This window comes from Pseudomonas sp. 13159349 (assembly GCF_013305685.1).
GTDB classification, from domain to species: domain Bacteria; phylum Pseudomonadota; class Gammaproteobacteria; order Pseudomonadales; family Pseudomonadaceae; genus Aquipseudomonas; species Aquipseudomonas asiatica.
Window position 1 is genome coordinate 4,457,136 of record NZ_CP045553.1, and the last position, 24,534, is coordinate 4,481,669.

At 63.8% G+C, this 24,534-nt stretch carries 21 protein-coding genes; 12 read left to right on the top strand and 9 right to left on the bottom strand.

All coding sequences use genetic code 11. The annotated features are described in order from the left end of the window. Nucleotides 1-70 precede the first annotated feature (70 nt). Nucleotides 71-1,255: a PLP-dependent aspartate aminotransferase family protein gene (locus GEV38_RS20475; protein ID WP_015271358.1), complete on the bottom strand. Its 1,185-nt coding sequence runs from the start codon at nt 1,253-1,255 to the stop codon at nt 71-73. Between the two features lie 92 nt (nt 1,256-1,347). On the opposite strand from GEV38_RS20475, the gene GEV38_RS20480 reads away from it, so the two are divergent. Further along, entirely contained in the window at nt 1,348-1,809 is a 462-nt protein-coding gene (locus GEV38_RS20480) for an Lrp/AsnC family transcriptional regulator (RefSeq protein WP_013973772.1), read from the top strand. Between the two features lie 127 nt (nt 1,810-1,936). On the opposite strand, the gene GEV38_RS20485 is transcribed toward GEV38_RS20480, so the two are convergent. Next, on the bottom strand, nt 1,937-4,267 hold the full coding sequence (locus tag GEV38_RS20485) for an FdhF/YdeP family oxidoreductase (protein WP_054573757.1): 2,331 nt from the start codon (nt 4,265-4,267) through the stop codon (nt 1,937-1,939). A 349-nt stretch (nt 4,268-4,616) separates the two neighbouring features. On the opposite strand from GEV38_RS20485, the gene moaA reads away from it, so the two are divergent. Together moaA and GEV38_RS20495 are read left to right on the top strand one after the other, a co-directional pair. Beyond that, nucleotides 4,617-5,621 carry a GTP 3',8-cyclase MoaA gene (gene moaA, locus GEV38_RS20490; protein WP_015271361.1) on the top strand — a complete coding sequence of 335 codons (1,005 nt, stop codon included), beginning with the start codon at nt 4,617-4,619 and terminating at the stop codon, nt 5,619-5,621. Between the two features lie 20 nt (nt 5,622-5,641). Then, nucleotides 5,642-6,541: a bestrophin family protein gene (locus tag GEV38_RS20495; protein ID WP_015271362.1), complete on the top strand. Its 900-nt coding sequence runs from the start codon at nt 5,642-5,644 to the stop codon at nt 6,539-6,541. A gap of 130 nt (nt 6,542-6,671) precedes the next feature. Here the strand turns inward: GEV38_RS20495 and moaB are convergent, their stop codons facing one another. After that, on the bottom strand, nt 6,672-7,211 hold the full coding sequence (gene moaB, locus GEV38_RS20500; RefSeq protein WP_003259533.1) for a molybdenum cofactor biosynthesis protein B: 540 nt from the start codon (nt 7,209-7,211) through the stop codon (nt 6,672-6,674). A 140-nt stretch (nt 7,212-7,351) separates the two neighbouring features. Between moaB and GEV38_RS20505 the strand changes: the two genes are divergently transcribed. After that, nucleotides 7,352-8,239, top strand: a complete 888-nt coding sequence (locus tag GEV38_RS20505; protein WP_054573756.1) for a LysR family transcriptional regulator — start codon at nt 7,352-7,354, stop codon at nt 8,237-8,239. Here the strand turns inward: GEV38_RS20505 and GEV38_RS20510 are convergent. After that, on the bottom strand, nt 8,227-9,009 hold the full coding sequence (locus tag GEV38_RS20510) for an AraC family transcriptional regulator (RefSeq protein ID WP_015271364.1): 783 nt from the start codon (nt 9,007-9,009) through the stop codon (nt 8,227-8,229). The two genes, GEV38_RS20505 and GEV38_RS20510, sit on opposite strands and share 13 nt — an antisense overlap. Nucleotides 9,010-9,389: 380 nt before the next feature. Here GEV38_RS20510 and GEV38_RS20515 point away from each other — a divergent pair, with 380 nt between their 5' ends. The 5 genes from GEV38_RS20515 to GEV38_RS20535 all read left to right on the top strand — a co-directional run bounded on the left by GEV38_RS20515 (nt 9,390) and on the right by GEV38_RS20535 (nt 16,058). After that, nucleotides 9,390-11,006, top strand: coding sequence for an APC family permease (locus GEV38_RS20515; RefSeq protein ID WP_015271365.1), 1,617 nt, complete (start codon nt 9,390-9,392; stop codon nt 11,004-11,006). 147 nt (nt 11,007-11,153) lie between these two features. Continuing rightward, nucleotides 11,154-12,080 carry a 4-hydroxyproline epimerase gene (locus GEV38_RS20520; RefSeq protein WP_015271366.1) on the top strand — a complete coding sequence of 309 codons (927 nt, stop codon included), beginning with the start codon at nt 11,154-11,156 and terminating at the stop codon, nt 12,078-12,080. 45 nt (nt 12,081-12,125) lie between these two features. Continuing rightward, nucleotides 12,126-13,073: a dihydrodipicolinate synthase family protein gene (locus tag GEV38_RS20525; protein WP_013973780.1), complete on the top strand. Its 948-nt coding sequence runs from the start codon at nt 12,126-12,128 to the stop codon at nt 13,071-13,073. 157 nt (nt 13,074-13,230) lie between these two features. Next, on the top strand, nt 13,231-14,808 hold the full coding sequence (locus GEV38_RS20530) for an aldehyde dehydrogenase (NADP(+)) (protein WP_054573755.1): 1,578 nt from the start codon (nt 13,231-13,233) through the stop codon (nt 14,806-14,808). A gap of 2 nt (nt 14,809-14,810) precedes the next feature. Continuing rightward, a complete protein-coding gene (locus GEV38_RS20535; RefSeq protein ID WP_054573754.1) occupies nt 14,811-16,058 on the top strand; it encodes an FAD-binding oxidoreductase in 1,248 nt (415 codons plus the stop codon). 117 nt (nt 16,059-16,175) lie between these two features. Here the strand turns inward: GEV38_RS20535 and xenA are convergent, their stop codons facing one another. Further along, nucleotides 16,176-17,267, bottom strand: coding sequence for a xenobiotic reductase XenA (xenA, locus tag GEV38_RS20540; RefSeq protein WP_054573753.1), 1,092 nt, complete (start codon nt 17,265-17,267; stop codon nt 16,176-16,178). Nucleotides 17,268-17,317: 50 nt separating this feature from the next. On the opposite strand from xenA, the gene GEV38_RS20545 reads away from it, so the two are divergent. Continuing rightward, complete coding sequence (locus GEV38_RS20545; protein WP_003259528.1) at nt 17,318-17,653, top strand: helix-turn-helix transcriptional regulator; 336 nt, start codon at nt 17,318-17,320, stop codon at nt 17,651-17,653. A 119-nt stretch (nt 17,654-17,772) separates the two neighbouring features. On the opposite strand, the gene GEV38_RS20550 is transcribed toward GEV38_RS20545, so the two are convergent. The 3 genes from GEV38_RS20550 to mqo form a co-directional block, all read right to left on the bottom strand. Further along, nucleotides 17,773-18,390, bottom strand: coding sequence for a metalloregulator ArsR/SmtB family transcription factor (locus GEV38_RS20550; RefSeq protein WP_054573752.1), 618 nt, complete (start codon nt 18,388-18,390; stop codon nt 17,773-17,775). Continuing rightward, nucleotides 18,390-19,034, bottom strand: a complete 645-nt coding sequence (locus GEV38_RS20555) for a hypothetical protein (protein ID WP_054573751.1) — start codon at nt 19,032-19,034, stop codon at nt 18,390-18,392. Before GEV38_RS20555 ends, GEV38_RS20550 begins: the two co-directional genes overlap by 1 nt. A gap of 244 nt (nt 19,035-19,278) precedes the next feature. Further along, nucleotides 19,279-20,916, bottom strand: coding sequence for a malate dehydrogenase (quinone) (mqo, locus tag GEV38_RS20560; protein ID WP_015271371.1), 1,638 nt, complete (start codon nt 20,914-20,916; stop codon nt 19,279-19,281). A 404-nt stretch (nt 20,917-21,320) separates the two neighbouring features. Between mqo and GEV38_RS20565 the strand changes: the two genes are divergently transcribed. Further along, nucleotides 21,321-22,373: a proline racemase family protein gene (locus tag GEV38_RS20565; protein ID WP_015271372.1), complete on the top strand. Its 1,053-nt coding sequence runs from the start codon at nt 21,321-21,323 to the stop codon at nt 22,371-22,373. 152 nt (nt 22,374-22,525) lie between these two features. Here the strand turns inward: GEV38_RS20565 and GEV38_RS20570 are convergent, their stop codons facing one another. After that, nucleotides 22,526-22,717 (bottom strand): YhfL family protein, encoded by a 192-nt coding sequence (locus GEV38_RS20570; RefSeq protein WP_003254720.1) that lies wholly within the window; start codon nt 22,715-22,717, stop codon nt 22,526-22,528. 219 nt (nt 22,718-22,936) lie between these two features. Here GEV38_RS20570 and GEV38_RS20575 point away from each other — a divergent pair, with 219 nt between their 5' ends. After that, nucleotides 22,937-24,391: a TrkH family potassium uptake protein gene (locus tag GEV38_RS20575; RefSeq protein ID WP_173895933.1), complete on the top strand. Its 1,455-nt coding sequence runs from the start codon at nt 22,937-22,939 to the stop codon at nt 24,389-24,391. The last annotated feature ends 143 nt before the right edge of the window (nt 24,392-24,534 follow it).

The window sequence follows — 24,534 nt, forward strand, 5'->3', positions numbered from 1 at the left end:
GACAGAGACATAGATTCTGGGGCTGCTGCGCAGCCCATCGCGACACAAGGCCGCTCCTACAACCGCATCATCACGAGCCAGCAGCCGCAGCCTTCAACGCCCCATCCAGGTCCTCGACCAGGTCCCGGTAATCCTCGATCCCCACCGACAACCGCAGCAGGTTCTCGCTGATCCCCATCACGCCCTTCTGCTCCGGGCTCAGCGAGCAGTGCGACATGCTCCAGGAGTGGTTGATCATGCTTTCCACCCCGCCCAGCGAGTCGGCCAGCACAAAGATCTGCAGCGCCTCCACCAAGCGGTTTAGCGCAGCCCGGTCGCCCTTGACCTTCATCGCCACCACCGCCCCGCCACTGCGCATCTGCCGTTTGCACAACTCATGTTGCGGGTGACTTTCCAACCCCGGGTAATACACCTGATCGATCTGCGCGTGGCTTTCGAGGAAGCGCGCCACCTGCAGGGCATTGGCACACTGGCGCTCCATGCGCACATCCAGGGTCTTCAGACCGCGCAGGGCCAGGTAGCAGTCGAACGGCCCCTGCACCGCGCCAATCGCCATGCTGATGCGGCGCAGGCGCGCCAACAGCGCATCATTGGCAGCTACCACCACGCCACCGGTGAGGTCGGAGTGGCCGCCGATGTACTTGCTGGCCGAGTGCATCACCAGGTCCACGCCCAGGGTGATCGGGCGCTGGTTCCACGGCGAGCAGAAGGTGTTGTCGATGCAAGTGAGGATGCCCCGTGCCTTGGCCAGGTCGCACACCGCCTTGATGTCGACCAGGTGCAGCAACGGGTTGGTCGGCGATTCGATCCAGATCAGCTGGGTTTCCGGCTTGATGGCGGCGGCCACCGCCTCGAGGTCGTTGAGGTCGACGTAGGTGGTGGTCAGGCCCGAGGTGCGGCTGCGGTAGTCTTCCATGATGCGGAAGGTACCGCCGTATACGCCGTTCATCACCACCACGTGGGCATCCTTGGGCAGCAGCTCCAGCACGGTGGCGGTGGCGTTCACGCCCGAGGCGCAGGCGACCGCGCCAACGCCCTCTTCCAGGGCGGCGACACAGGTTTCATAGGCATGCCGGGTGGGGTTGCCGACACGGCTGTAGGAGTATTCCGGTTTGTCGTCCAGGCTGCGCTTGGTGAACGAGCTGGCGGTGACGATCGCCGGGAAAATAGCGTTATCGGCGACGCTGAACTGCTCACCGGCGTGAATGGTACGGGTGGCGAAATTGCGCGGCTTGTCGGACATGGTCAGGCCCATTGGCAGAGTGAAAGTCGCCACTATCGCACAACCCAAATCTTCTAGCCTTGGGGTAATCTGTGAAATATTTTTCTCCACGGCCCACGCGCGATATGGACAGCTTCGACCAGCACATTCTCACCCTGCTTCAGCGCGACGCCTCGATCTCGCTCAAGGACCTGGCCGAGGCCGTCAACCTCTCCACCACACCGTGCTGGAAGCGGGTCAGGCGCCTGGAGGAAGACGGCTACATTGTCGGCCGTGTCGCCTTGCTCGACCCTGAACGGCTGGGGCTGGGGCTGACGGTGTTCGTCCAGCTCAAGACCCAGCGCCACGACAGCGCCTGGCTGGAGCAGTTTGCCGCGACCGTGACCGGGTTCGAGGAAGTGATGGAGTTCTACCGCATGTCGGGAGACTGGGATTACATGCTGCGGGTGGTGGTGGGGGATATTGCGGCGTACGACCGGTTTTACAAAAAGCTGATCACCAGTACTGATGGGCTGTCGAACATCACTTCCAGTTTTGCCATGGAGCAGATGAAATACACCACGGCTTACCCGGTGAACCGTTCCTGATTCCTGTATGGCAGTACCGGCCCTATCGCCGGCAAGCCAGCTCCCACAGGTACGTCACAGGTTCTGAAATCTGTGCGGTCCCTGTGGGAACTGGCTTGCCGGCGATAGGGCCCTTGCAGGCTACCTGTCAATCCGCGGCCAGCACCGCCGCAATCCGGTTGCCGGCCTTGGCTTTCTCGACCTTGATCGCCACGAACTTCGAGGTCGGGGTATAGGTCCCCTCGCCATAGCTTTCCAGCGGCACCAGCGGGTTGGTCTCAGGGTAGTACGCCGCCGCCTGCCCCTCGGGCACGTCATACGCCACCAGGCGGAAGCCCGACACCCGCCGCTCCACGCCATCCTCCCACAGCGACACCAGGTCCACATGCTCGCCCGGCTCGAAGCCCATACGGCGGATGTCCACCTCGTTGACGAACACCACTTCACGCAGGCCGAACACCCCGCGATAACGGTCGTCCAGGCCATACAGGGTGGTGTTGTACTGATCGTGCGAGCGCAGGGTCTGCAGGATCAGGTCGGGCTTGTCGCCGCGCGCCAGCACCTTTGCATTCACCAGTTGCTCCGGCAGCTGGTGCGGGCTGAAGCGCGCCTTGCCTGTGGCCGTGCGCCAGGTACGGTCGGCGGCATTGTTGCCCAGGTGGAAGCCGCCCGGATGCTGCAGGCGCTCGTTGAAAGCAGCAAAGCCGGGGATCACATCGGCAATCATGCTGCGGATGCGGCCGTAGTCGGCAACAGCGTACTCCCAGTCGATCGGCTGCTTGCCCAGGGTCGCCTGGGCCATGCCGGCGATGATCCACGGCTCCGAGCGCAGGTGCGGCGAGCGCGGGCGCAGCTGGCCGTGGGAGATGTGCACCATGCTGAAGGTGTCCTCCACGGTCACGCCTTGCGGCCCGCTGGCCTGCATGTCGATTTCGGTACGGCCCAGGCACGGCAGGATCAACGCATCGCGGCCGGTGACCAGGTGCGAGCGGTTGAGCTTGGTGGAAATCTGCACGGTCAGCGCGCAATTGCGCATGGCCGCATGGGTGCGCGGCGTATCCGGCGTGGCCTGGGCAAAGTTGCCGCCCAGGCCGATGAACACTTTGGCCCGCCCCTCTTCCATGGCCTTGATCGCCAGCACGGCGTTGTGCCCGTGGGCACGCGGCACGCGGAACTGGAAGCGTTTTTCGATGGCATCGAGCAGCGCCGCCCCGGGCTTCTCGTCGATGCCCATGGTGCGGTCGCCCTGCACGTTGCTGTGGCCACGCACCGGTGACAGGCCGGCGCCGGGCTTGCCGACGTTGCCGCGCAGCAGCTGCAGGTTGACGATTTCCTGAACGGTCGGCACCGAGTGGCGGTGCTGGGTGACGCCCATGGCCCAGCACATGATCACCCGTTCGGCCTTGCGGTACATGCGCGCGGCCAGTTCGATCTCGGCCTGGGTCAGGCCCGATTGCTCGACGATGTGCGCCCAGGGCGTGGCATCCACGGTTTCCAGGTATGCGTCGATGCCACTGGTGTGCTCGGCGATGAAGGCATGGTCGAACACTGCCGGTTCGCCATTGGCCTGGGCTTCGCGCTCCCACTGCAGCAGGTACTTGGCAATGCCGCGCATCACTGCCATGTCGCCGCCCAGGGCCGGGCGGAAGTAGGCCGTGTTGGTTGGTTCGGAGCCATTGCTGAGCATCTCGAACGGGTGCTGCGGGTGTTGGAAGCGCTCCAGGCCGCGCTCCTTGAGCGGGTTGAAGCAGACCACCTGGGCACCACGCTTCACCGCTTCACGCAGCGGTTCGAGCATGCGCGGGTGGTTGGTGCCGGGGTTCTGGCCGATGACGAAGATGGCATCGGCCAGTTCCAGATCGTGGAACACCACGGTGCCCTTGCCCACGCCGAGGGTTTCCGACATGCCCACGCCGCTGGCTTCATGGCACATGTTCGAGCAGTCGGGGAAGTTGTTGGTGCCGTAGGCGCGGACGAACAGCTGGTAGAGGAACGCCGCCTCGTTGCTGGCCCGGCCCGAGGTGTAGAACTCGGCCTGGTCGGGCGATTCGAGTGCGCGCAAGTGTTGGGCAACCAGCGCAAAGGCTTCTTCCCAGCTGGTTTCGACATAGTGGTCGGTGGCCGCGTCGTAGCGCATCGGGTGGGTCAGGCGGCCCTGGTACTCCAGCCAGTAGTCAGTCTGCTCGGCCAGCGCACTGACGCTGTACCTGGCGAAGAATGCCGGGTCCACCGAGCGGCCGGTGGCTTCCCAATTGACCGCCTTGGCGCCGTTCTCGCAGAACTTGACCATGTCGTTTTCCGGCGACTCGCCCCAGGCGCAGCCGGGGCAGTCGAAGCCGCCGTTCTGGTTGGTCTTGAGCATGGCCCGCAGGTTCTTGAAGGCATTGTCGCTGCCCAGCCAGCTCTTGGTCACGCTCTTGAGCGCCCCCCAGCCGGCGGCGGCGCCTTTGTAGTCCCTGATATGTTGGTCCTGGCTCATGCGGTGAATCCTCACGCTTCGATGCTTTTTTTCAGCCTATGGAGCGTGGGGTAGAGCCGTCCAATCGAAAGATCTTACGGGGTGATAGGCGGTTTCGATCATGGGCCGGAAATGGTGTTAGCCCGTTCGCGGGCGCGCCCGCTCCCACAGGTTCAGTGCAGTTCCCGAGAGCAGCGATAACCCTGTGGGAGCGGGCATGCCCGCGAACGGTGCGACGCGGTCAACATTTTGAAATGCGTGACCTGCAGCCATGATAGAGGCCATCGATCAATCGGTCGGACAAAGCAATTTGACGGCCCTGCGCCCAAGTTATAGCTTGGATCGAGTCCCAATCCATTCGAGCGCGAACGTGGAACAGAACAGCCGGGCCCTGATCGACGGCTTCAACCGGAAAATCGACTACCTGCGGATGTCGGTCACCGACCGCTGCGACTTCCGTTGCGTGTACTGCATGGCCGAAGACATGCAGTTCCTGCCGCGCCAACAAATCCTCAGCCTCGAGGAACTGCTCCAGGTGGCCGAGCGCTTCGTCGCCCTTGGTACCCGCAAGATCCGCCTGACCGGCGGCGAGCCGCTGGTGCGCCAGGGCATCGTCGACCTGTGCGGGCGGATCGCCGCCCTGCCCGGCCTGCGCGAGTTGTGCCTGACCAGCAACGGCTCGCAACTCGGGCGCCTGGCCCAACCGCTGTTCGACGCAGGTGTCACGCGCCTGAACATCAGCCTCGACAGCCTGGACGCCGAGCGCTTCAAGCAACTGACCCGCACCGGCGACCTGCACCAGGTGATCGCCGGCATCGACGCCGCCCGCCAGGCCGGTTTCAAGCGCACCAAGCTCAACTGCGTAGTCCTCAAAGGCCGCAACGACCACGAACTGGTCGACCTGGTGCGCTTTGCCATCGACCGCGAACTGGACATCACCTTCATCGAAGAAATGCCCTTGGGCGTGATCAGCGAACATGAACGCGGCGAGTCGTTCTGCTCCAGTGACGAAGTACGTGTGCTGCTGGCCGAGCAGTTCACATTGGTCGAATCGACCGAGTCGTCCCAGGGCCCCGCCCGCTACTGGCGCCTGGCCGAAGCCGCCAATACTCGGGTCGGCTTCATTTCGCCACACAGCCACAACTTCTGCGCCACCTGCAACCGCGTGCGACTCACCGTCGAAGGCCGCCTGCTGCTGTGCCTGGGCAATGAACACTCGGTGGACCTGAAGCAGGTGCTGCGCGCCCACCCCGGCAACCCCGAACGCCTGGAAAAGGCCATTCGTGATTCCTTGCACCTCAAGCCCTACCGCCATCATTTCGAAGTCGGTGGCGACGTGCAGATCCTGCGTTTCATGAACATGACCGGCGGCTAGGCAGCCGTCTCTGGATTTCCATGATCGTCCACCCCACCCCCGATGTGCTGCGTGTGCTGTTCACCCTCAAGGGTTCGATCGTCAAGCGCATCGCCCTGCGTTGCCTGACGATCACCCTGCTGGCCGCGCTGATCGTGTTGGTCGAGCGGCATTTCCCGGCGTTTTTCTACCCGGTCAGCGCCACCCCGTTCACCTTGCTGGGCCTGTCACTGTCGATTTTCATGAGTTTTCGCAACAACGCCTGCTATGACCGCTGGTGGGAGGGGCGCAAGGCCTGGGGCAAGCTGATCATCGAAACCCGTTCGTTCGTGCGCGAAAGCCTGGTGATTACCGACGAAACCCTGCGTGCCGAACTGTTGCGCAGCCTGTGCGGCTTTGCCCATGCGCTGAATGCTCGGCTGCGCAGCGAGGACGAACTGGCCGCCGCCCGGCCCTGGCTGGCCCGGCCCGATGCGATCAGCCCGCACAACGTGTGCGACGCCATCCTGCGCGAAATCGGCGGGCACTGCTCGCGGCTGGCAACACAGCAGCAGATCAGTGACTGGCGCTACAGCCTGCTGGAGCAGCGGCTGGTGGGGCTGACCGAAGTGCAGGCTACCTGCGAGCGGATCAAGGGCACGCCGTTGCCGTTCCCCTACACGCTGTTGCTGCACCGCACCATCTACATCTTCTGCCTGCTGCTGCCGTTTGCCCTGGCCGAGCCGCTGGGCTGGCTGGCGCCGCTGTTCACCACCATCGTGGGGTACACGTTCTTCGGGCTGGATGCGATTGGCAACGAACTGGAAGACCCGTTCGGGCGCGATGAGAACGACCTGCCGACCGATGCCATGGTGCGGACCGTGGAGCGCGATGTGCTGGCGGGGTTGGGGGAACAACAGCTACCGCCGGTTTTGTTGCCGGTGGACCATGTATTGAGCTGAGCAATTGTTGTTGCCTGTCCTGGCCTCTTCGCGGGCTTGCCCGCTCCCACAGGGTCACCACTGCCCTCAAGACCTGTGGAGTACCTGTGGGAGCGGGCAAGCCCGCGAAGAGGCCAGGACAGACGAAAGATCAGCCCCGGCTTGCACAGGCCTCGATCGGTTTCAGGTGCTTGACGAAGTTGCACGGCCGGTGCCGCGCATCCAGCTGCTCCGCCAGGATGCCCTCCCACGCCGTACGGCAGGCCCCGGTGGAGCCCGGCAGGCAGCACACCAACGTGCGGTTGGACAGCCCGGCCAGCGCCCGGCTCTGCACGGTCGAGGTGCCGATATCGAGAATCGACAGGGCCCGGAACAGTTCGCCAAAGCCATCGATGCGCTTGTCCAGCAAGCACTCGACCGCTTCCGGCGTGCTGTCACGCCCGGTAAAACCGGTACCGCCGGTGATCAGCACCACCTGCACCTGTTCGTCGGCAATCCAGGTGGCGACCTGGGCGCGGATCTTGTAAAGGTCGTCCTTGAGCAACGCCCGCGCCACCAGGCGGTGGCCGATCTCCACCGAGCGGCTGGCCAGCAGCTCACCGGAAGTGTCGTTGTCGTAGGTACGGGTATCGCTGACTGTCAGCACGGCGATGTTGAGCGGTACGAAGACCGCATCGGGTTGGACGCGCACGGTGGGGCTCCTCGAGTGGCATTGCCGCCACGCTAGAGGCATGGCCCGGGGGCGTCCAATCGATATGGCGTACCGACTCATCAATGACATCTATCGCAGACGTGGGTTAAGGTCTGCATAACCCGATACCAGGCACCTCCATGGACATCAAGCAGCTCAAATTCCTCATCGCCCTCGACCAGACCCGCCACTTCGGCCAGGCGGCGGCGCTGTGCCATATCACCCAGCCGACGCTGTCCATGCGCCTGCGCAACCTGGAGGACGAGCTGGACCTGGTACTGGTCAAGCGCGGCCAGCGCTTCGAAGGTTTCACCGAAGCGGGCGAGCGAATCCTGGCCTGGGCCCGTACCCTGCTCGCCGCGCACGATGGCTTGCAGGCCGAAGCCGCCAGTTGCCGCGGCCAGGTGGTCGGCAGCCTGCGCCTGGGCACGGTGCCGCTGGCCAGCTTCAACCCCATGCACCTGCTGCTGCCGCTGCGTGAAAAATACCCCGAACTGCACTTCCAGATCAGCTCGCTCAGCTCGGAACAGGTCATCGACGGGCTAAGCCGCAACCAGCTCGACCTGGGCATCTGCTACCTGGACCAGGTCAACACCAGCTTCTTCGAAGTGATCGAACTGGGCACCACCACCATGGGCCTGCTGCACGATACCCGGCACTACCAGTTCGCCAGCGACACCCTGCGCTGGGACGAGCTGGGCGACATTCCGCTGGGCCTGCTGAGCAAAGGCATGCACTACCGCCAGTCGCTGGACCTGAGTTTCCGCAGCCGTGGCCTTGAGCCGAATGCGGTACTGGAAAGCGACTCGAGCTTCCAGCTGATCCAAGCCATCAACACCGGCATGTGCTGTGCGGTCATGCCGCTGGACTGCGGCCTGGAAGACCTGAGCGAGCACCTGCGCATCCTGCCGGTGGCCGACGCCGCCATCCACAGCCCGGTCGGCCTACTGCTGCGCCGCAGCGAACCGCGTTCGGCAATTGCCGAGCAGTGCTTCGATGAGGCGCGGGCGCTGTTTCAGGCCAACTGAGCGCTGGTTGCCTGGCGGTACTGGCGCGGGGTGAAGCCGGTCAGTTGCTTGAACTGGCGGCTGAAGGCGCTGTGGTCGGTATAGCCGCAGCACATCGCCACTTCAGTGATCGGCAGTTCCGAATGCAGCAAACGGTGGGCGTGCTCCAGGCGTGCCTTGTGGATCATCTGCCGTGGCGTGAGGTGGAACACCCGCTTGCAGTAGCGCTCCAGCTGGGCCACGGAAATGCCAGCGATACGGGTCAGCTCGCCCATGCTGATCGGCTGGTGGAAATGCCGCCGGATATGCTCGTCCACCGCTGCCAGGCGCTGGTAGGCGGGATGGCTGTCGGCGGCTGACTGCAAGTCGACCGAGATGCCGACCAGGCCAATGATCTCGCCGGCACGGTTGTACAGCGGGCGCTTGTGGGTCAGGCACCAGCCAGGCTCGCGGCTGCCGTAAAGATGCAGCTCCAGCTGGTCTTCCAGCACCAAACCCTCCTTGAGAACGCGACGGTCCTGCTCGGTGTAGCCGGGGCCCAGCTGTGCCGGGAACACTTCGGCGCTGGTCTTGCCCAGCAGCGGTTGCAGGCGCTTGAGGCCACAGCGCTGGACCAGGGTGTTGTTGGCCAGCACATAGCGGGCGGCCGGGTCCTTGATGAAGATCGCGGCGTTGGGGATGGCGTCGAGGATCGGCAGCAGCAGGGACACACCAGCGAGCAGGGCCTCGAGGTTGGCGGGGCGGTGCTGGTCGAGGGACTGGTACAGGGTTGCCAGGGGGGTGTCGATCATCTGTCGGTTCTCTGTTGGCTGTGCCGGCCTCTTCGCAGCGCAAGGCTGCTCCTACAAGGGGCGCGCTGCCTTCGAGACTTGTGCGGACTCTGTAGGAGCAGCCTTGTGCTGCGAAGAACCAGGCACCAGCACTGCATCTCTCAAACCCTTGCCCAGTATGGCCTAGAGCGTATTCCACCCCCCTGCACCTAGCTACTGCTTTTTTGCAACTGTGCCGATTTCGTCATCCCCCCTGCAGAAAACCATCAAGAACCGCCGCCCCGATCGGTCCACTCTATGCCCCACGCAAGCCGCCCCAAGTCCTACAAGAGCGCGGCCCAAAAAGCCGCATCTCGTGACATCAGACCTGCCTATCCAATAACCAACAAAAAGGCGAACCCATGTCAGGCAAATTCAAAAAACAGTTGTCATTGCTGGACCTCACCTTCATCGGCCTAGGTGCCATCTTCGGCTCCGGCTGGCTGTTCGCCGCCAGCCACGTCTCGGCCATCGCCGGCCCGGCCGGCATCCTGTCCTGGTTCCTTGGCGGCTTCGCCGTGCTGTTGCTGGGCATCGTTTATTGCGAACTGGGTGCTGCCCTGCCGCGTGCCGGGGGCGTGGTGCGCTACCCGGTGTACTCCCACGGCCCGCTGCTGGGCTACTTGATGGGCTTTATCACCCTGATCGCCTTTTCCAGCCTGATCGCCATCGAAGTGGTCGCTTCGCGTCAATACGCCGCCGCCTGGTTCCCCGGGCTGACCAAGGCCGGCTCCAGCGACCCGACCGTGCTTGGCTGGCTGGTGCAGTTCGCCCTGCTGGGGCTGTTCTTCTTCCTCAACTACCGCAGCGTGAAAACCTTCGCCAAGGCCAACAACCTGGTCAGCGTGTTCAAGTTCATCGTGCCGCTGCTGGTCATCGGCGTGCTGTTCACCTTCTTCAAGCCGGAAAACTTCGAGGTCCAGGGCTTTGCCCCGTTCGGTCTGTCCGGCGTTGAAATGGCGGTATCGGCCGGTGGCATCATCTTCGCCTACCTGGGCCTGACGCCGATCATTTCGGTGGCCAGCGAGGTGAAGAACCCGCAACGCACCATCCCCATCGCGCTGATCCTCTCGGTACTGCTGTCCACCGCGATCTACGCCCTGCTGCAACTGGCCTTCCTCGGCAGCGTGCCGACCGAAATGCTGAGCAACGGCTGGGCCGCGGTGACCAAGGAACTGGCCCTGCCCTATCGCGACATCGCCCTGGCCCTGGGTGTGGGCTGGCTGGCCTATCTGGTGGTGGCCGACGCGGTGATCTCGCCCAGCGGCTGCGGCAACATCTACATGAACGCCACCCCGCGCGTGGTCTATGGCTGGGCGCAGACCGGCACCTTCTTCAAGTACTTCACCCGTATCGACGCCGAGTCCGGCATCCCGCGCCCGGCGCTGTGGCTGACCTTTGGCCTGTCGGTGTTCTGGACCCTGCCGTTCCCGTCCTGGGAAGCGCTGATCAACGTGGTTTCCGCCGCCCTGGTACTGAGCTACGCCGTGGCCCCGGTCACCGTCGCCGCCCTGCGCCGCAACGCCCCTGACATGCCGCGCCCGTTCCGGGTCAAGGGCATGGGCGTGCTCGGCCCGCTGTCATTCATCATCGCCGCGCTGATCGTGTACTGGTCGGGCTGGAAGACCGTGTCGTGGCTGCTGGCCCTGCAGATCGTGATGTTCGTGCTTTACCTGCTGTGCGGCCGCTTCGTGCCGACCCAGCACCTGTCGCTGGCCCAGCAAGTGCGCTCGTCGGCATGGCTGATCGGCTTCTACGCGGTGACCATCCTGCTTTCGTGGCTGGGCAGCTTCGGCGGCCTGGGAGTACTCGGCCACCCGTTCGACACCGTGGTCGTGGCCGCTTGTGCGCTGGGCATCTACTACTGGGGCGCGGCCACCGGCGTGCCTGCCCACCTGGTGCGCCTGGAAGGTGAGGACGAAAGCGAAGCCAGCCATGAACCTCTGGTAGGCCAGCGCCCGGCTGCACTGGCTCCGTAACGGCTACTGCCCTATCGCCGGCAAGCCGGCTCCCACAGGGGCCGCGCTGCCCAAGAGGCCGATGCAATACCTGTGGGAGCTGGCTTGCCGGCGATGAGGCCCGCACAAACAGCACAAGACTTGGCTGATCAAAGAATGGACAAGCTCATGAAACAGATTCACGTCATCGACTCGCACACCGGCGGGGAACCAACCCGCCTGGTGATGAAAGGCTTCCCGCAACTGCATGGCCGCAGCATGGCCGAGCAGCGCGATGAACTGCGCGAGCTGCACGACCAGTGGCGCCGCGCCTGCCTACTGGAGCCTCGCGGCAACGATGTGCTGGTCGGTGCACTGTACTGCCCACCGGTATCGGCCGACGCCACGTGCGGGGTGATCTTCTTCAACAACGCTGGCTACCTGAACATGTGCGGCCACGGCACCATCGGCCTGGTCGCCTCGTTGCAGCACCTGGGCCTGATCGCACCGGGCGTGCACAAGATCGACACCCCGGTCGGCCAGGTCAGCGCCACCCTGCATGAAGACGGCGCCATAACCGTCGGCAACGTGCCGTCCTACCGCTACCGCCAGCAAGTGCTGGTGGACGTGCCCGGCCATGGTCCGGTGCGCGGCGACATCGCCTGGGGTGGCAACTGGTTTTTCCTCGTCTCCGAACACGGCCAGCGCATCGAGCTGGGCAACCGCGAGGCGCTGACCGAATACACCTGGGCGATGCTCAAGGCCCTCGAAGCCCAGGGCATCACAGGTGAAAACGGTGCCCCCATCGACCACGTCGAACTGTTCGCCGACGACGCCAACGCCGACAGCCGCAACTTCGTGATGTGCCCGGGCAAGGCCTACGACCGCTCGCCCTGCGGCACGGGCACCAGCGCCAAGCTGGCCTGCCTGGCCGCCGACGGCAAGCTCGACGAAGGCCAGACCTGGGTACAGGCCAGTATCACCGGCAGCCAGTTCCAGGGCCGCTACGAGCGCGACGGCGAACGCATTCGCCCGTTCATCACCGGCCGCGCCTACATGACCGCCGACAGCACCCTGCTGATCGACGAACAGGACCCGTTCGCCTGGGGCATCTGACCCCGGCTTTTTCCAAAAAAACGAATATCGCGAGGAGTGACAACAATGACCAACAACATCTTCACCGGCACCATGCCCGCCCTGATGACCCCCTGCACCGCCGAGCGCAAGCCGGACTTCGACGCCCTGGTGCGCAAGGGCCGCGAACTGATCGAGGCCGGTATGAGCGCCGTGGTGTACTGCGGCTCGATGGGCGACTGGCCGCTGCTGACCGAAGCAGAGCGCCAGGAAGGCGTGGCGCGCCTGGTGGCCGCCGGCATCCCGACCATCGTCGGCACCGGCGCGGTGAACACCCGTGAAGCAGTATCCCACGCCGCCCACGCGGCCAAGGTTGGTGCCGCCGGCCTCATGGTCATCCCTCGCGTGCTCAGCCGCGGCGCCTCGCTGATTGCCCAGAAGCACCACTTCTCGGCCATCCTGGCAGCCGCACCGAAGCTGCCGGCGGTGATCTACAACAGCCCCTACTATGGCTTCGCCACCCGCGCCGACCTGTTCTTCGAACTGCGCAGCGAGTTCCCCAACCTGATCGGCTTCAAGGAGTTCGGCGGTGGCGCCGACCTGCGCTACGCCGCCGAGCACATCACCTCCAAGGATGACGACGTGACCCTGATGGTCGGCGTCGACACCCAGGTGGTACATGGTTTCGTCAACTGCAACGCCACCGGTGCCATCACCGGCATCGGCAACGCCCTGCCGCGTGAGGTGCTGCACCTGGTGAGCCTGAGCAAACAGGCGGCCAAAGGTGATGCCAAGGCCCGCCGCCTGGCGCGTGAACTGGAGGCGGCGCTGGCGGTGCTGTCGTCGTTCGATGAAGGCTGCGACCTGGTGCTCTACTACAAGCACCTGATGGTGCTGAACGGTGACAGCGAATACAGCCTGCACTTCAACGAGACCGACGTGCTGACCGACGCCCAGCGCAACTATGCCGAGCAGCAGTACGCGCTGTTCCGCAGCTGGTACGCCAGCTGGTCGGCTGAGCAGAACCTGGCCTGATCACCTGATTCCAGGCCGAGCCGCAGCCCCTGTGGGAGCGGGTTCACCCGCGAACACCGGCGAAGCCGGTGCCAGGCACCGAGTCGCCTGCTTCGCGGGTAAACCCGCTCCTACAAAGGCCGCGCTCTCTATTGATATTGATTCCAAAGGAGGCTCCATGACCCTCACAGGCAACCTGCTGATCGGCCAGACGCCGGTAACCGGCAGCCGCGAAGCCATCCGTGGCATCGACCCGGCCACCGGCCAGACACTGGAACCGGCCTACCTCGGCGGCACCGGCGAACACGTGGCCCAGGCCTGCGCCCTGGCCTGGGCGGCGTTCGATGCCTACCGCGAAACCTCGCTCGAGCAACGGGCACAATTCCTCGAAACCATCGCCACGCAGATCGAAGCGCTGGGTGATGCCCTGATCGATCGCGCCGTGGCCGAAAGCGGCCTGCCAAAGGCGCGCATCCAGGGCGAACGTGGCCGCACCTGCACCCAGTTGCGCACCTTCGCCCGTGTGGTGCGGGCTGGCGAATGGCTGGACGTGCGGGTCGACAATGCCCTGCCTGAGCGCCAGCCCCTGCCGCGTGCCGACCTGCGCCAGCGCCAGGTGGCCCTGGGGCCAGTGGCGGTATTCGGCGCCAGCAATTTCCCATTGGCCTTCTCGGTGGCCGGTGGCGACACCGCCTCGGCCCTGGCCGCCGGTTGCCCGGTGGTGGTCAAGGCCCACGGCGCCCACCCGGGCACCAGCGAGCTGGTCGGCCAGGCAGTGGCAAAGGCCGTGAAGCAGTGCGGCTTGCCGGCCGGTGTGTTTTCGCTGTTGTATGGCTCCGGTCGTGAAGTGGGCATTGCGCTGGTCAGCGACCCGCGCATCAAGGCCGTTGGCTTTACCGGCTCGCGCAGCGGTGGCATTGCGCTGTGCCAGGCGGCCCAGGCCCGCCCCGAGCCGATCCCGGTGTACGCCGAAATGAGCTCGATCAACCCGGTGTTCCTGTTCGACACCGCCCTGCAGACCCGCGCCGAGGCACTGGCACAAGGCTTCGTCGCCTCGCTGACCCAGGGTGCCGGCCAGTTCTGCACCAATCCCGGCCTGGTGATTGCCCGTCAAGGGCCGGCGTTGCAGCGTTTCATCGACGCCGCCAGCGAACACGTGCGCCAGGCTGCGGCGCAGACCATGCTCACCCCGGGCATCTTCAGTGCCTACCAGGCCGGTGTCGGCGCCCTGGCCGCAAACGCCAATGCCCAGGCCGCCGCCAGTGGCCAGGCCGGGCAAGGCCCCAACCAGTGTCAGGCGCAGCTGTTCGTGACCCAGGCCGAAGCGTTCCTCGCCGACCCGGCTTTGCAGGCCGAAGTCTTCGGCGCGGCGTCGCTGGTGGTGGCCTGCGCCAACGATGAGCAAGTGCGCCAGGTGGCCGAGCATCTGGAAGGCCAACTGACCGCCACCCTGCAACTGGACGATGCCGACATCGACAGCGCCCGCGCCCTGCTGCCGACCCTCGAGCGCAAGGCTGGCCGCATCCTGGTCAATAGCTGGCCGACCGGTGTAGAGGTATGCGACGCGATGGTCCACGGCGGGCCGTTCCCGGCTACCTCCGATGCCCGCACCACTTCGGTGGGCACTGCGGCGATCCTGCGCTTCCTGCGCCCGGTGTGCTACCAGGACTTCCCCGATGCCCTGCTGCCGCAGGCGCTGAAACACGGCAACCCGCTGCAGCTTCGGCGCCTGCTCGACGGTAAACGGGAAGGCTGAGCATGGTCGAAACCGCTGAAACCGATATCGCCGTGGTCGGCGCCGGCATTGTCGGCGTCGCCTGTGCCCTGCAACTGGCCCGCCAAGGCCGCCGGGTAACCCTGGTCGACCGCCAGGCACCCGGTCGAGGCGCGTCCTACGGTAATGCCGGGCACCTGGCCACCGAGCAGGTATTCCCGATTGCCGACCTGTCGATTCTCAAACGCCTGCCGCGCATGTTGCTGGACCCGATGGGCCCGTTGCGCCTGGACTGGAAGTACCTGCCCAAGGCCATGCCGTGGTTCACCCGCCTGCTGCTCAACCTGCGCCCGGGCCCGTTCCAGCGCAGCGTGGCCGGCATCCGCTCGTTGAACGAAGGCAGCCTGGGTGCCTGGCAGCGGCTGCTAGGCTCGATCGGGCGCGGCGAACTGTTTCAGGAAGATGGCTCGCTGCTGGTGTTCGAGCGGCCGGAGTCGCGCCAGGCCCTGGAGGCCTTGCGCGCGCGCATGCAACAGCAAGCGGTGGCGGTGGACTTCTGGTCGGCCGACACCGTGCGCGAGGCGGCGCCGCAACTGAGCCCGTCGTTGCTGGGAGGGCTGTTCTTCCCGCGTACCGGACACTTCATCGACCCCTACCGGGTGGTGTGCGAACTGTTCGAAGCGGCCAAGGCCAATGGCGTGCGTTTTGTCCAGGCACAAGTCGATGGCGGGCGGCTGCACAGCGGCGGGGTCAGCCTGGCCAGCGATCAGGGCACGCTCGATGCCCGCCAGGTGCTGATCAGTTGTGGTGCGCATTCCGCGCGGTTGACCGCCGCACTGACCGGCAAGCGGGTGCCACTGGACACCGAGCGCGGCTACCACCTGATGTTGCCTGGCGAGCATCAGCGTTTGCCGTTTGCAGTCACATCGCTGGAGCGCAAGTTCATCATGACGCCCATGGCCGAGGGCCTGCGCCTGGCCGGCACGGTGGAGTTCGCCGGGCTGGACGCGCCGCCGAGCATGCAGCGGGCTTGGCAGTTGCACCGCTTGAGCAAGGGGTTGTTCCGGAGGGACCTGAGTGTTGAGGGAGCGACGCCGTGGATGGGCTTCCGGCCTTCGTTGCCAGATTCGTTACCGGTGATCGACCGGGTGTGTGATGGGCGGGTGCTGTTGGCGTTCGGGCATCAGCACCTGGGTTTGACCCAGGCGGCGGTGACAGCGGAATGGGTGGGGCGGTTGGCCGAGCGGGCCGGTGGACCGGAGATGGGGGCTTACCGGTTGGATCGGTTCTAGATTCGGGGGCCGCTGTGCGGCCCTTTCGCGACACAAGGCCGCTCCTACAGGGGACCGCGTACGCTTGTAGGAGCGGCCTTGTGTCGCGAAAGGGCTGCGCAGCAGCCCCGGTATCACTCAGCGATAACGCTCGAGCCAGTGCGCATACGGTGCAGGCAAGGTCCAGGAGGCTTTCTCCACCCCCAACTCCTTGGCCGCAAAGTAAGCCCAGTGCGGGTCTGCCAGGTGCGCACGCCCTACCGATACCAGGTCCAGCTGATTGGCTTGCAGCGCTGCTTCCGCCAGTTGCGGCGTACCAAAACCCCACGCCGAGGTCACCGGCAGCTTCGCCTCACGGCGCACGCGCTCGGCAATCGGCCCCATGAACGCCGGGCCCCACGGGATATTGGTGTCGGGAATGGTGAAGCCGACACTCACGCTCAGCAGGTCGAGGCCGCCAGCCTTGAAACGGCGCGCCAGTTCGATCGACTCTTCCAGCGTCTGCTCATCCCGGCCGTCGTACTCCAGCACACCAAAACGCGCGGTCAGGGGCAGGTTCTCTGGCCATACCTCACGTACCGCTGCCAGGGTTTCCAGCAGGAAGCGGCTGCGGTTGTCGAAGCTGCCACCGTAGGCGTCGGTACGCTTGTTGGAGTGCTCGGAGAAGAAACTCTGGCCCAGGTAACCATGGGCAAAGTGCAGCTCGATCCACTCGAAACCGGCATCGCGCGCACGGCGGGCGGCATCGACGAAGTCCTGTTTGACCCGGGCAATGTCGTCCAGGGTCATCTCGCGCGGCACTTGTGGCAGGTGCGCGCCGAAGGCGATGGCGGACGGGGCAATGGTTTCCCAGCCGCGGGCGTCGTCGGCGGCAATGTGGTCGTCACCTTCCCACGGGCGGTTGGCGCTGGCCTTGCGCCCGGCGTGGGCAATCTGGATACCTGGCACGGAACCGGCGGCCTTGATTGCCTGCACCACCGGCACGAAAGCCTGGGCGTGGGCATCGCTCCAGATACCGGCGCAACCGGGGGTGATGCGCCCTTCCGGTGCCACGGCAGTGGCCTCGACCACCAGCAGGCCGGCACCGCCACGGGCCAGGCCGGCCAGATGCACGTGGTGCCAGTCGTTGATCATGCCGTCCTCGGCCATGTATTGGCACATCGGTGGAATGGCAATGCGGTTGCGCAGGGTGACCTCCTTGAGGGTATACGGTTCGAACAAAGCGGACATGGGCAAGCTCCCGGGCTATCTGATTACGATAGTTCGATCATAATCGAACTATGGCAATTAATGATAGCCCCGTTATCATGACGACCATGCGAGCCTATCAACATCCCAATTCTGAAGACCTCACCCTGGAACGCCTGCTCTATGCCCTGAGCGACCCGGTGCGCCTGGGTATCGTGCGCCACCTGGCGGGCGTGGCCGAAGCCAGCTGTGGCGAGCTGGACGGCGGCCGGCCGAAGTCGAGCATGTCCCACCATTTTCGCGTGCTGCGTGATGCGGGGTTGGTGCATACCCGCAATGTGGGGACTACCCACATGAATTCGTTGCGTAGCGAGATGCTGGGGGAGCGGTTTCCCGGGCTGCTGGACTGCATTCTGCGGCAACAGTGATTTTCCTGTGCCGGCCTCTTCGCGGGTAAACCCGCTCCTACAGGATAATCACTGTCTTCAAGACCTGTGCGATCTCTGTGGGAGCGGGTTTACCCGCGAAAGGGCCAGAACAGGCAAAATCAATCTTCCTTCTTGCCCAGGGCAAACCGGCATACCTGCCCTCCCCTGAGCATGCACTCCTCATGGCTCACCTCGGCCCCACCCAAGGCCCCGATCAGCGCCAGGTCCAGCTCGCACACCACCGGGTGCGCCTTGGCCAGGTGATGGAACACGCAATTGTGCGCAACGATCTGCGGCTCGCCCCCCGAGCGGAAGAACACCTGTGCCTCGTACCCCGCATTGTTCATGTGCTCGACGATGCGTGCCTCATCCACCACTTGGTGCTCCAGGTCCGCCGCCAGCTTGCGCCCCAGCTGGCGCATCAGCGCCAGCAACGCCTCCTGCCCCAGCAAGCCGGCCACTTCCGCAATCAGCAGGTTGGCCAGCAACGGGTACTGCCGCGGGAACAGTTCGCGGGCCTGTTCGGTCAGCTCGTGCAGCTGCTCCGGGCGTCGCCCGGTGGGCCGGGTAGCGCCACGCTTGACCAGGCCGTCGCGCTCCAGCGCTGCCAGGTGCTGGCGCACCGCCGTGCGGGTGATTGTCAGGGCCTGCGCCAGGTCGTCGATGCTCATGCCGGCCGGCTGGAGCAGCAACGCATGGAGCAGGTCCTGTTGGGTACGGCCCAGGCCTTCGAGCATCAGAATTTGTCCGGGAACTGCTTGACCAACGCCGCAGCCAGAGCGTCGGAAAGGGTCAGGATATGCTCGCGCATCATCGCCCAGGTGCGCGCCTCGCCTACGTAGTCAGCGGCCGCCAACTGGTCGATCTGGGCCACGTGGTGCCCGCCGTGGGCGCTGAGCAGCGTCAGCAGGGTCGGCTCGGGCAGGTTCGGGTTGGCCTTGGCCAGAAACGCGGCGATGGCCTTGGCATTGCTGTTCAGCTCGTTGACCGCGGCTTGCTGGCCTTTTTTGTCCTTGGTCACGGTGGCGTCGCTGTAGTGCTTTATGGCGCCCCAGTGGCCGGCCAGCAGCTTCAGCAACTGATCGGCGGCAGGCTGGCCGTACAGCGGGGCAATACTGTTGGCGATCCTGGTGGCGTCGGTGACCACTTCCTTGGCAGCGACTTCGGCCTCCTTGGCATTACCGGCTTGATTGGCCACGGCATAGTTGCGCACCCAGAAGATGTGCTCGACCCACAGGTCGCGCAGGGCCATGCGTGTGGTCATTGCAGCAGATTCGGCAGGTTTGGCGGCAGGGGTTTCGCTGGAGTAGGAGTAGCTTTGGCTCCATGCCGGCTGGGCGCACAGGGCTAGCAGCAGTAAGGCGGCAATCTTGATGTTCATGACGGCACCCTCCTGGAGGGGATCGACTGACAAGATTAATTTAAGCATCAAAATATGTTTTTATTGGGGCTGAGCTGGGTTTCCGATCAGTGGTTTCCTGAGCTGGCCCCTTCGCAGCACAAGGCTGCTCCTACAGATACGGCGCCGTGCCTGTAGGAGCAGCCTTGTGCTGCGAAGGGGCCGGACACAGGAAACAAAAAAGCCACGAGGTCTCCCCCGTGGCTTCTGTCACAACAATGGCCGATTACAGTGCCATGTCATTCTCAGGCTTGCTCTCGACCGGCTGGCTAGGTGCAACCGTAGTGCCGACGCTCTCGTCGATCACCGGTGGTTTCTCCAGCTGCAGCACTTCAGCGGTGTAGTTCCACTCTTTCTGGGTGGCCGCCGCCGAGTCGTTCAGCTTGGTGCCGTAGCTCGGCACGATCTGCTTGATCTTGGCCTGCCACTCTGGGGTAGCGACCTTCTCCTTGAACACGGTTTCCAGCACGTTCAGCATGATCGGTGCCGCAGTCGAAGCACCTGGCGATGCACCCAGCAGGCCGGCGATGGTGCGGTCTTCGGAAGCGACCACTTCGGTGCCCAGCTTCAGCACGCCACCCTTCTCGGCATCACGCTTGATGATCTGCACGCGCTGGCCGGCCTGCCACAAGCGCCAGTCTTCCTTCTTGGCGTTCGGGAAGTAGGTACGCAGGGCTTCGAAGCGGTCGTCGTCAGACAGCATCAACTGGCCAGCGAGATATTCCACCAGCGGGTACTGATCGATGCCGACCTTGGTCATCGGCCACACGTTGTGGGTGGTGGTGCTGCTCAGCAGGTCCAGGTACGAGCCGTTCTTCAGGAACTTGGTCGAGAAGGTGGCAAATGGGCCAAACAGGATCACGCGCTTGCCATCCAGCACGCGGGTGTCCAGGTGCGGAACCGACATGGGTGGCGCACCGGTCGAGGCGATGCCGTAGGCCTTGGCCATGTGCTGCATGGCCACGGTCGGGTTCTCGGTCACCAGGAACGAGCCGCCCACCGGGAAGCCTGCGTATTCCTTGGCTTCAGGAATGCCCGACTTCTGCAGCAGCTTCAGCGCGCCGCCACCAGCACCGATGAACAGGAACTTGGCGTCGGTAGCCGATTCGCTACCGTCCTTCAGGTTCTTGTACTCAACGTGCCACGAGCCGTCCTTGTTGCGGGTGATGTCCTGCACTTCGCTGGACAGCTTCAGGTCGAAGTTTTCCTGGGTTTTCAGGTGGCCGACGAACTGGCGGGTGATCTCGCCGAAGTTGACGTCCGTACCGATTGGCGTCCAGGTCACGGCCAGCTTCTGGTTCGGGTCGCGACCTTCCATCATCAGCGGGACCCACTTGGCGATCTGCGCGTGGTCCTCGGAGTACTGCATCGGGCGGAACAGCGGGCTGGCCTGCAGCGCGTCATAACGCTTTTTCAGGAACTTGATGTTGTCATCGCCCCACACGAAGCTCATGTGCGGAGTGGTGTTGATGAACGAGTGCGGGTTCTTCAGCACGCCCTGGCGGACCTGCCACGACCAGAACTGGCGGGAGATCTGGAAGGCCTCGTTGATTTCGATGGCCTTGGCGATGTTGACGTTGCCGTCCTTGTCTTCCGGGGTGTAGTTCAGCTCGGCCAGCGCGGAGTGGCCGGTACCGGCGTTGTTCCAGCCGTTGGAGCTTTCTTCGGCCACGCCATCCAGGCGTTCGACCATTTCCATCGACCAGCTTGGCTCCAGCTCGTGCAGCCACACGGCCAGGGTCGAGCTCATGATGCCGCCGCCGACCAGCAGCACATCTACTTTCTTGGTTTCTGCGGCGTGCGCTTGCATGACGCTTGCAGCGACAGCCAGACCCAGCAAGGTCTTGCCAGCTTTCTTGAACATTGATCGATTCCAGTCAGGAGAACAGAGGGCGGGCCTGTGGCTGGCCCAGGTAAAGCATGTTCTGCAGCGCAGGCTTGTTGTTGATCATTGTTCAGCAGCCAGAGAACCAGAAAACGACTCGGCCTTTTGTCGAATTGACCGACAAGGCTGAATCGTTTTTCCGATTCTAACTTAAATGCCAGCACAAACAAATTGCCGGCCCGGGAGTCAAGGTGGCGGGTTGTCTCAGGCCTGTGCGCCCGTGTGGGAGCGGGCTTGCCCGCGAAAGGGCCGGCACAGGCCTGCGCAAATGCCATTCAAAAAACCGGTCACCCGATCGGATTTATTCGACTTACAGCCCCGCCCCACCGCTTTATCCTGCGCCCCAGACCCCGCCTCAATCCGATCAGAACAGGGCCGCCCATATGTCATTCAAACGCACCATCCACGCCGTCGACACCCACGCCGGCATCCCCATGCGCGTCATCACAGGCGGCGTACCGCACATCCCCGGTGACAGCGTACACGCCAAGATGAAATGGCTCGAAACCAACGACGATCAGTTGCGCAAGCTGATGCTGCGTGAACCGCGCGGCTATCCGGCGCACTGCTGCAACATCATCGTCCCGCCAAGCCACCCCGAGGCCGACGCCGGCTACATCATCATGGAGCAGATCGAGTACCCGGTGATGTCCGGCAGCAATACCATCTCGGTGGCCACCGTGCTTTTGGAGATGGGCATGCTGCCGATGCAGGAGCCGCTCACCGAGCTGGTGCTGGAGGCCCCGGCCGGGCTGATCCGCATCAAGGCCCGATGCGAGGGCGGCAAGGTCAAGGCCGTCACCTTCCAGAACGTACCAGCGTTCGCCGCACACTTGGATGCCGAAATCGACGTACCGCACCTGGGCAAGGTGCGCGTGGACGTGGGCTGGGGCGGCATGTTCTATGTAATCGCCGACGTGCGCCAGTTCAAAGGCCTGCAACTGATCCCGCAGCACGGCGCCGAAATCGCCCGGGTATCGTCGATGATCCGCCAGGCGGCTATCGAGCAACTGCCGGTGGCACACCCCGACTACCCCGGCATCGGCATCACCATCTCGCAGCTGTCCGGCCCCAGCGAAGACCCCAACGCCGACTGGAAGAACGCGGTGACCATGACCTGCGGCGAGTTCTCGTGGGACGACCCGGCCACCTGGACCGGGGCGCTGGACCGCTCCCCGTGCGGTACCGGCACCTCGGCGAAGATGGCCACCCTGCACGCCAAGGGTGAGCTGCCATTGCTCCAGGACTTCCGCCATCAGGGCCTGCTCGGCAACATCTACACCGGCCGCCTGATCGATGAAACCAGCATCGGCGGCAACGAGGCCGTGGTACCAACCATCACCGGCAAAAGCTGGATCTACGGCCTGAACACCTTCGTGCTCGACCACGACGACCCGTTCCCCGAAGGCTTTACCATCGGTGATATCTGGGCCTGAGCCCAGGCAGCGTTCAATGCACTGGTATCCGCGAGCCGGGCCTTCTGGCAAGACCTGCATCTGAAGTGGCCACAAACAAAAACCCCCGGCCATGTACATGACCGGGGGCCTTGGATCACGCCGCAAGCGTCGCGATCAGGGTACCGCCAAGATTACTGCTGCTGAGGCAGTTTATCGATCGGGCCGCAGCCACCGATGATCTTGGAGATGGAAACCGAAGGGTGGAACAGGTAGTCGTAGGTGCAGTTTTTTGGCTGGTTGTAAACCTGGCCAGTGCAACCCGACAGCAGGGCAACACCCGAAACGACAGCAACGGCTACAGTAGCCTTGAACAGCTTTTTCATACTAAGTCCTTTAAATGAATCATCTTCGGCCATCGTCTGATGGCGGCGGGATGATACAGAACCCTGGCATTGGATCCAAGCAGCAAGGTGCACTGGCTAGTTGCACCTGTGCAACAATCGAGTGGCTCTGTATGAACTGTCCTAAGACATTACGGCTTTTTACTCGACATTGCTGTACGGCAGGCAATACTGCCGGCATTGTCCGCACGAGCTCAACTAATGCCGCTTCCAGCGTTGCGCTTCATAGCCTTCATTATTGGTGTATTCCTGATCACCTTGGCCGTCAGCATGGTAATCCCGATGCTGACACTGCTGCTGTACGACCGCAGCGATGATCTCGGCGCTTTCGTCTGGTCAAGCCTTATCGTGCTCTGCGCAGGCCTGGTCATGGTGGCCCGAGGCGCTCCCGGCGCACCGCAACTGCGCGCCAGGGACATGTACCTGCTCACAACGGCAAGCTGGGTCATCGTTTGCGCATTTGCGGCCTTGCCGATGGTGTTCATCCGGCACATCAGTTACACGGACGCGTTCTTCGAAACCATGTCAGGGATCACCACCACCGGCTCGACGGTACTAACCGGGCTGGACAATGCATCGCCCGGGTTGCTTGTCTGGCGGTCTTTGCTGCACTGGCTGGGAGGCATCGGCTTTATCGGCATGGCTGTCGCGATCCTGCCCCTGCTGCGCGTAGGTGGCATGCGCCTGTTCCAGACCGAATCTTCGGATTGGTCAGACAAAGTGACACCCCGCTCGCATGTTGCGGCCAAGATGATCCTGATCATCTATGTGGGCCTGACAGTCTTGGGAACATGGGCGTTGTGGGCTGCCGGCATGACCCCGTTCGAAGCCATCAATCATTCGATGGCACTGATTTCAACCGGTGGTTTCCCTACCTCCGATGCCTCGCTGGGCCACTGGGTGCAGCCTGCGGTGCATTGGGTAGCCGTTGTCATCATGATCCTCGGCAGCCTCCCTTTCACCCTGTATGTGGCCACGCTGCGTGGCCATCGGCGCATCCTGCTCGATGACCATCAAGTCCGCGGTTTCATTGGCTTTCTCGTCTTCATCTGGCTCACGGTCGGAACCTGGCTCTGCTTGCACAGCGATCTGTCATGGTGGGATGCGCTCCGTATCGTGGCGGTCAACGTCACCTCCGTGGTGACCACCACGGGCATTGCCGTGGGCGACTACACGCTCTGGGGCAGCTTCGCCATCATGCTGTTCTTTTACCTGACGTTCGTCGGTGGCTGCTCGGGGTCTACCGCTGGAGGCCTGAAGATATTCCGTTTCCAGGTGGCCGCGGCCTTGCTTGTCAGCAGCCTGAAACAGTTGATCCATCCAAGGGCAACAATCTCGAAGAAATACAATGGGCACCCGATCGATGAAGAGATCGTGCGCTCACTGCTGACGTTTTCGTTCTTCTTCTCAGTCACCATCGCGGTCATCGCCCTTGGCCTCTCGCTGCTAGGGCTCGACTGGACAACGGCATTGAGCGGGGCCGCTACCGCCGTGTGCAACGTCGGCCCGGGGCTGGGAACGCTTATCGGTCCTGCAGGTAATTTCGCCTCGTTATCGGACGCTGCCAAATGGCTGCTGACTGTCGGCATGCTGCTTGGACGGCTCGAAATCCTGACCGTACTGGTACTCGTCTCTCCAGCTTTCTGGCGATTCTAGGCCAGAGGTTACCCGCCCATCTTCGCGCTCATTCACGGTCACGTCATAGCCTTGAGTAGCGGTTGTTCGGTAGACTACCGAACGGGTGCCAGCTGCACGGTGCAGTGGGGCAGGTTAAAGAACAGCGCAGGTCGGGCCGCCAT

Bases quoted from the DNA above. Each gene is read 5' to 3' on its own strand.
- GEV38_RS20475 (WP_015271358.1), bottom strand. From the start codon at position 1,255: ATGGGCCTGACCATGTCCGACAAGCCGCGCAATTTCGCCACCCGTACC.
- GEV38_RS20550 (WP_054573752.1), bottom strand. From the start codon at position 18,390: ATGCTCGAAGGCCTGGGCCGTACCCAACAGGACCTGCTCCATGCGTTG.
- GEV38_RS20495 (WP_015271362.1), top strand. From the start codon at position 5,642: ATGATCGTCCACCCCACCCCCGATGTGCTGCGTGTGCTGTTCACCCTC.
- GEV38_RS20480 (WP_013973772.1), top strand. From the start codon at position 1,348: ATGGACAGCTTCGACCAGCACATTCTCACCCTGCTTCAGCGCGACGCC.
- GEV38_RS20570 (WP_003254720.1), bottom strand. From the start codon at position 22,717: ATGAAAAAGCTGTTCAAGGCTACTGTAGCCGTTGCTGTCGTTTCGGGT.
- GEV38_RS20565 (WP_015271372.1), top strand. From the start codon at position 21,321: ATGTCATTCAAACGCACCATCCACGCCGTCGACACCCACGCCGGCATC.
- mqo (WP_015271371.1), bottom strand. From the start codon at position 20,916: ATGTTCAAGAAAGCTGGCAAGACCTTGCTGGGTCTGGCTGTCGCTGCA.
- GEV38_RS20515 (WP_015271365.1), top strand. From the start codon at position 9,390: ATGTCAGGCAAATTCAAAAAACAGTTGTCATTGCTGGACCTCACCTTC.
- GEV38_RS20520 (WP_015271366.1), top strand. From the start codon at position 11,154: ATGAAACAGATTCACGTCATCGACTCGCACACCGGCGGGGAACCAACC.
- GEV38_RS20525 (WP_013973780.1), top strand. From the start codon at position 12,126: ATGACCAACAACATCTTCACCGGCACCATGCCCGCCCTGATGACCCCC.
- GEV38_RS20535 (WP_054573754.1), top strand. From the start codon at position 14,811: ATGGTCGAAACCGCTGAAACCGATATCGCCGTGGTCGGCGCCGGCATT.
- GEV38_RS20545 (WP_003259528.1), top strand. From the start codon at position 17,318: ATGGCAATTAATGATAGCCCCGTTATCATGACGACCATGCGAGCCTAT.
- GEV38_RS20505 (WP_054573756.1), top strand. From the start codon at position 7,352: ATGGACATCAAGCAGCTCAAATTCCTCATCGCCCTCGACCAGACCCGC.
- GEV38_RS20530 (WP_054573755.1), top strand. From the start codon at position 13,231: ATGACCCTCACAGGCAACCTGCTGATCGGCCAGACGCCGGTAACCGGC.
- GEV38_RS20575 (WP_173895933.1), top strand. From the start codon at position 22,937: ATGCCGCTTCCAGCGTTGCGCTTCATAGCCTTCATTATTGGTGTATTC.
- GEV38_RS20555 (WP_054573751.1), bottom strand. From the start codon at position 19,034: ATGAACATCAAGATTGCCGCCTTACTGCTGCTAGCCCTGTGCGCCCAG.
- xenA (WP_054573753.1), bottom strand. From the start codon at position 17,267: ATGTCCGCTTTGTTCGAACCGTATACCCTCAAGGAGGTCACCCTGCGC.
- GEV38_RS20485 (WP_054573757.1), bottom strand. From the start codon at position 4,267: ATGAGCCAGGACCAACATATCAGGGACTACAAAGGCGCCGCCGCCGGC.
- GEV38_RS20510 (WP_015271364.1), bottom strand. From the start codon at position 9,009: ATGATCGACACCCCCCTGGCAACCCTGTACCAGTCCCTCGACCAGCAC.